This window comes from Maricaulis sp. (assembly GCF_030149235.1).
In the GTDB taxonomy this organism is placed as follows: domain Bacteria; phylum Pseudomonadota; class Alphaproteobacteria; order Caulobacterales; family Maricaulaceae; genus Maricaulis.
Window position 1 is genome coordinate 57408 of record NZ_JASBRW010000056.1, and the last position, 6052, is coordinate 63459.

The window sequence follows — 6052 nt, forward strand, 5'->3', positions numbered from 1 at the left end:
GGCATGGGACGGGTTCTGTTTATAACCTCAACGCGGATCGGTGACGCGGTCATCAATTCCGGGCTTCTCAACCATTTGATCGAGACCCGGCCGGAGGCACGTTTCACCATTGCCTGCGGGCCCCTGGCGGCGCCGCTGTTCAAGGCCGTGCCGCGGCTGGACGAGGTCATCGTCATGGCCAAGAAGAAGCGCGGCGGTCACTGGATCGATCTGTGGAAACAGACGGTGGGCAAGCGCTGGGACCTGGTGGTCGATATCCGCTGTTCCGCGACCGGCTATTTCCTCAATGCGGGTGAACGCCACATCCTCAGCCAGTCCAGGACCCCGATCAATAAGGTGCTCGAGGCCGCCAGCGTGCTCGGCCTCGACCCGGCTCCGGACCCGGTGCTTTTCGTCTCTGAAGAGCGCCGTGCCGAGGCGGCCGGAATTCTGGATGACGCTCAGCCCTGGCTTGCCGTCTGCCCATCGGCCTCAGCGCCGTACAAGGTCTGGCCCGGTGATCGGTTTGCCGCTCTCATCGATCGCCTGATCGCGCCGGACGGCCCGATGGCTGGTGCCAAGGTGGCAATTTTCGGCGGTCCGGGCGATGAAGGGGCCGCAGCGCCGATCCGTGAGGGGATTGCCGAAGACCGCTGGGTCGACCTGACCGGACAATTGCCGCTCGACCTGGTGACCGCCTGTCTTGAGCGTCCGCGTCTTTATATCGGCAATGATAGCGGGCTGATGCACATCGCCGCCGCGGCCGGAACCCCGACGCTTGGCCTGATGGGGCCGACCGATGACCGCCTCTACGGCCCCTGGGGCGAAAAGGCGTCCGTTGTGCGCGGCAGTACCTCCTATGCCGAGCATTATGCGCGCTTCAAGGACAAGCGCCGTTTCCAGCCTGAAAGCCTGATGCTCGACCTCGAGGTCGATGCGGCGTATCAGGCAGCCATAGATCTTTTCGAAAGGACCCAGTCATGAGCCAGACCTTCGATCTCCTGCTCAAGGGCGGCGAAGTGGTGAACCATGATGGTCGCGGCCGCGCCGATGTCGGCATCCGTGACGGCAAGACCGTCGAGATCGGCGATCTCTCCCAGGCCTCGGCGGGCGAGGTGTTTGATTGCACCGGCCTGCACGTCCTGCCCGGGGTAATCGACAGCCAGGTCCATTTCCGCGAGCCGGGCATGGAGTGGAAGGAAGATCTGGAATCCGGTTCGCGCTGTGCGGTGCTCGGTGGCGTCACCGCCGTGTTCGAAATGCCCAATACCGAGCCGACCACGACCGAGCCGGACAAGCTGACCGACAAGCTCAATCGCGCCCATCATCGCATGCACTGCGATCACGCCTTCTATGCCGGTGCGACCAATGAGAATTACAACATCCTGCCGGAAATGGAGCGCATGCTTGGCTGCTGCGGCGTCAAGGTGTTCATGGGCGCCTCGACGGGCTCCCTGCTGGTCGCTGACGATGAAGGTGTCGAGCGCGTGCTGCGCGCCATCAAGCGCCGCGCTGCGTTCCACTCCGAGGACGAATACCGGCTCGCCGAGCGTCGCAGCCTCGCCGTTGAGGGCGACTGGACCAGCCACCCGGTGGTGCGCGACCCGGAAGCGGCGATGATGTCGACCAAGCGCCTGGTGCGCCTGGCGCGCAAGACCGGCAAGCGCATCCACGTGCTTCACATCTCTACCGCCGAAGAGATGGAATTCCTCGCCCATCACCGTGATATCGCCTCCGTGGAAGCCACGCCGCAGCATCTGACGCTGGAGGCGCCGGGCATCTACGAAGAGATCAAGGGCCGCGCCCAGATGAACCCGCCGGTGCGCGAGCGTCATCACATTGAGGGGCTGTGGCGCGGGATCGAGCGCGGCGTTGTCGACGTCATCGGTTCTGACCACGCACCGCATACGCTGGAAGAAAAGGCGCGCCCCTATCCGCAGAGCCCGTCCGGCATGCCGGGCGTGCAGACCCTGGTTCCGATCATGCTTGACCACGTCAATGCCGGCCGCCTGTCGCTGGAACGCTTTGTCGACCTGACCTCGCATGGCGCCCAACGCATTTTCGGCATCGCCCACAAGGGCCGTATGGCGGCGGGCTGGGATGCCGACTTCACCCTGGTCGACATGAACCATTCGCGGGAGATCACCGATGAATGGTCGGCTTCAAAATCCGGCTGGACGCCGTTCCATGGCCGTACCGTCAAGGGCTGGCCGATGGCGACCATCGTGCGGGGCAAGATTGTGATGCGCGAAGATGAGCTGGTCGGTCCGAGCCAGGGCGAACCGGTCAAGTTCATGGAAGCGCTTCCGGAAGACAGGTAGCGGACGTTCAGGAGATTGCCCGGTGAGTGAGCGCCAGAGCTTCTACTTCTTCGACATCGACGAAAACATCCTCCACCTTCCGACCCGTATTCATCTTCTGAACACGGTGACCGGTGAGGAGCGGGCCATGCGCCAGCACGAGTATGAGGAGATCCGCTCCTATCTCGGCGTGCCGGGCCTGTGGGAAGACTGGGCCGATCCGCCGGCGCGCGCCTATCGTGAGTTTGCCGACGGCAAGGACCGTCATGGCGAAGAGTATTTCTGGCGCGATATCCGCCGCGCCCTCGACACCGCCAACTGGCGCGGGCCATCCTGGAAAATCTTCAAATACGCGGTGCTCAAGGGCCGTCCGGTTTCGATCATCACGGCGCGCCAGCATTCACGCGAAGTCATCCGCGAGGGCATCAAAATGCTCGTCGATGCGGGGCATTTGCCGGAGGAACCGAATTATATTTCCATCTATCCGGTCTCCAATCTGGATGTCAGGGACGAGCTGGGCCCGCATCTGACCACAGCCGGTCTGAAGCGCATGGCGATCCGCAAATGTGTTGAGGCCGGGCTCGACAAGTTCGGGCGCAACCTGCCTCACTCTTTCGGCATGTCGGATGATGATCTCAAGAATGTCGACCTGATCACCTCGGCCATGCTGGAAGCCAAGCTGGATTATCCGGAAAAGCGCTTTTTCGTCATTTCGACCAATCGCCGCCGCCACGTGAAGATGGAAATCCTCCCCCCGCACAAGGACGAGGAAAAGCTGCGCGCGGCCGAGGATGCTTATTACGGCTGATCAGCCCCTGTGCATCACCCCCGGTGCACGGCCAGGATCGGCATGCGGGCGGCGCGGATGGCGGGAAAGATGCCGCCGAATACGCCGACCATGATGGCCAGGGTGATGCCGGTTTCGATCGAATCCCAGGTCACCGACAGGTCGAACACGACCTGGGTGAAGCTGTCACCCAGCCCCTGAAAACTCAGCCCGTTGAAGAAGAGAACCGCGATCCCGGTGCCGACAGCACCCCCGATGGCGGACAGCATGACCGCTTCGGCCATGGTGCCGATGAAGGCGGAAAAGCCGGAAAAGCCGATCGCGCGCAAGGTTGCAATTTCCCGGGCCCGGGCATCGACCGAGGAGTAGAGCGTGTTCCAGGCACCGGCGAGGGCGCCGATCGCCATGACGATGGAAAGCGGCCAGCCCAGGCTGGAGATGACGCCGGCGGTGCCGGAGGACTGGCCGGCGAAGAATTCCGCTTCGGTCTGGACGTCGAGATTGAGCCGCGGCTCGTTTTCGACATAGGCCTGCAAGCGTTCCAGCCCGTCCGGAGATGTCAGCCGTGCGCGCACGGACTGCACGCTGGAACCACGCTGATAGAGGTTCTGCAGCACACCCAGATCGGACCAGACCTCACTGTCAAACACCGTGCCGCCGGTCGAGAAAATGCCCACGACGGTCCAGTTATTGGTCCCGAGGCGGATTTCCTGGCCCAGTTCAAAACCGAGGAATTCGCGTTGCACCCCTTCGCCGACGATCAGTTCGGCCGCGCCGGGGCTGAACATCCGCCCCTCGACCAGGCGGAAGCCCTGACGCATGCCCGGACCATTGGCCTCCAGACCGCGCAAGCCGAGATTGGCTTCGGTCTGCGCCCCGCGCAGGACCCCGTCGACAATGACGTAGAGCTCGGCGGAAATAATCCCGTTATCGGTTTCATCGCGGGCCACACCGTCGGCGACCTCGATCAGGCGGGCCTGGTCGCGAGACAGACCGCTGTTGAGTTCAGCCTGTGAGCCCTCGCGCAGCATGATGGCAATGTCCTCGGCGCCGCTGCGCTCGGCCGTGGCGCGGAAGCCATTGCCAATGGCCTGAAAGCCCAGGAGCACGGCGACGACCAGGGCAACAGCCCCGATTGTCGCGGTCGACATGCCCAGCCGGCGCGGGATGGATTTGAGATTGAGGGAGATGACGGCGAGTGTCTGGCGCATATCCTATCCCTTCGAGAACGCGTCGATGATCTTCAGCCGCAAGGCCGAGGCTGCCGGGATGACGCCGGTGATCAGACCGAAGAGCAGCATCAGCGCGACAGCCGAGCCCACGATTTCAACCGTCATGACAATCGGCGGGAAGGCATCACCGAGTCCCGCTTCAGCTGCCGCCAGCAAGCCGGCAGCCAGGCCGAGGCCGATCAACCCGCCCAGCAAGGAGAGGAAAACCGATTCCGCCAGCACCATGCCGAAGACGGCATTGTTGCGGAAACCCAGCGTCTTGAGCACACCGATCTCCTTGGTCCGCTCGGCAATGGAGAGCACCATGGTTGTGCCGACAATGATCAGGATGGATACGAAGGCCGCCCCGATCACGAGGGAGAGAATGGTGGCGATGTCACCGAATTGTTCCAGAAAGGCCTGGTTGAAAGCGGCTTCGGTCGAGGTTTCTGTCTCGGCCGAGGAGTTGGCGAACATGTCGTCAATGCCGCGTGAGACGCTCTCATTGAGCGCGGCGTCTTCGGTCAAGAGCACGAACCAGCCCAGGCTATTACCGCCAAAGCTGGCGGTTTCCCGGAACAGCTCATAGTGCAGCAACACAGCGCCCGCCCCGGCCGTGTCGGCGGTCGAGGTGTAGATGGCGCAGACTTCGAGTTGCCAGGCTTCGGCGCCGTCGGCGCGGGTGAAGATATTGCTCTGCAGCGGAACACGATCGCCGACCGACCAGCCGTATTGCTCGGCAATCGGTGCGCCGGCCGCCATACAGGTGCGATCGGAAATGAAGCGTGCGCGCTGGTCAGCGGGCATGTCGAATTCGGGATAGACGGTGAACCAGCTTTCCGGTTCGACCGCGAAGGACGTCACCACATTGGTCGGCTCGCGGAAATAGCCGCCAAACCAGTTGGCATGGCTGGCGGCGACAATCCCGTCCACGCTCTGCAGCCGGTTGTAATAGGCGTAGGGCAGGGGTTGGGTGAAGTTGATCTTGTTCAGCGTCACCAGGCGAGTCGGGGCCTGGGGCGGATCTTCCCAGAATTGATTGAAGGCGCCGAGGGCACCGTAGAGCAGGAAGGCGATCGCGATCGACAGCAGTAGCAGGGTCGAGCGGGTCTTCTTGCGGAACAGGTTTTTTCGGACGAGGGTGAGCCGGTTCATCAGGCGTTCTCCTTCGCCACGAAACGTCCCTTGTCGAGGTGGAGTTCCTTGCTGGCATAGCCGGCCGCGGCCGGGTCGTGCGTGACCATGACGATGGTCTTGTTCATCTCCTTGTTCAGAAGCTGAAGCGTTTCCAGCACTTCGTCCGCCGTGGAGCGGTCGAGATCGCCGGTCGGCTCGTCCGCGAGCAGGACTTTCGGGTCAGCGACAATGGCACGGGCGATACCAACGCGCTGTTGCTGACCACCGGAGAGCTGGGCCGGGCGATGACCGGCGCGGTCCTCGATCCCGACAATCTCAAGGGCGGTGCGCACCCGGCGCTTGCGTTCCTTGGCCGGCAGGTTTGTGAGCAGCAGGGGCAGCTCGACATTCTGCGTCGCCGAGAGCGTTTCCATCAGATTGTAAAACTGGAAGATGAAGCCGACATTGGCCGAGCGCCAACGGGCCAGATTGCCTTCTGACAGTTTGTCGACCCGTATCCCTTCGCACTCGACGGAACCGGTGGAGGGGCGGTCGATGCCTCCCAGCAGGTTGAGCAAAGTGGTCTTGCCCGAACCGGACGGACCCATGATGGCAATGAATTCACCCTGCTCAATCGTCATGTTGAGCTCTTCGAAAAT

Annotated in this window: 6 protein-coding genes; 3 read left to right on the forward strand and 3 right to left on the reverse strand. The window is 62.8% G+C overall.

What is annotated here, in order from left to right; translation table 11 throughout:
* Positions 1-3 precede the first annotated feature (3 nt).
* From Q1V51_RS08330 to Q1V51_RS08340, 3 genes are read left to right on the forward strand one after another with little or no spacing between them, the layout of a single operon-like run.
* Positions 4-963, forward strand: coding sequence for a glycosyltransferase family 9 protein (locus tag Q1V51_RS08330; protein WP_300555252.1), 960 nt, complete (start codon positions 4-6; stop codon positions 961-963).
* On the forward strand, positions 960-2300 hold the full coding sequence (locus tag Q1V51_RS08335) for a dihydroorotase (RefSeq protein ID WP_300555255.1): 1341 nt from the start codon (positions 960-962) through the stop codon (positions 2298-2300). The genes Q1V51_RS08330 and Q1V51_RS08335 overlap by 4 nt, the downstream gene beginning before the upstream one ends.
* A 22-nt stretch (positions 2301-2322) precedes the next feature.
* Positions 2323-3087, forward strand: coding sequence for a hypothetical protein (locus Q1V51_RS08340; RefSeq protein WP_300555258.1), 765 nt, complete (start codon positions 2323-2325; stop codon positions 3085-3087).
* A gap of 14 nt (positions 3088-3101) precedes the next feature.
* Here the strand turns inward: Q1V51_RS08340 and Q1V51_RS08345 are convergent, their stop codons facing one another.
* The 3 genes from Q1V51_RS08345 to Q1V51_RS08355 all read right to left on the reverse strand — a co-directional run.
* On the reverse strand, positions 3102-4277 hold the full coding sequence (locus tag Q1V51_RS08345; protein ID WP_300555260.1) for an ABC transporter permease: 1176 nt from the start codon (positions 4275-4277) through the stop codon (positions 3102-3104).
* 3 nt (positions 4278-4280) lie between these two features.
* Complete coding sequence (locus Q1V51_RS08350; protein WP_300555263.1) at positions 4281-5432, reverse strand: ABC transporter permease; 1152 nt, start codon at positions 5430-5432, stop codon at positions 4281-4283.
* Positions 5432-6052, reverse strand: a 621-nt coding sequence (locus tag Q1V51_RS08355; protein ID WP_300555266.1) for an ABC transporter ATP-binding protein, incomplete at its 5' end; no start/stop codon positions are given. The genes Q1V51_RS08350 and Q1V51_RS08355, both read right to left, overlap by 1 nt.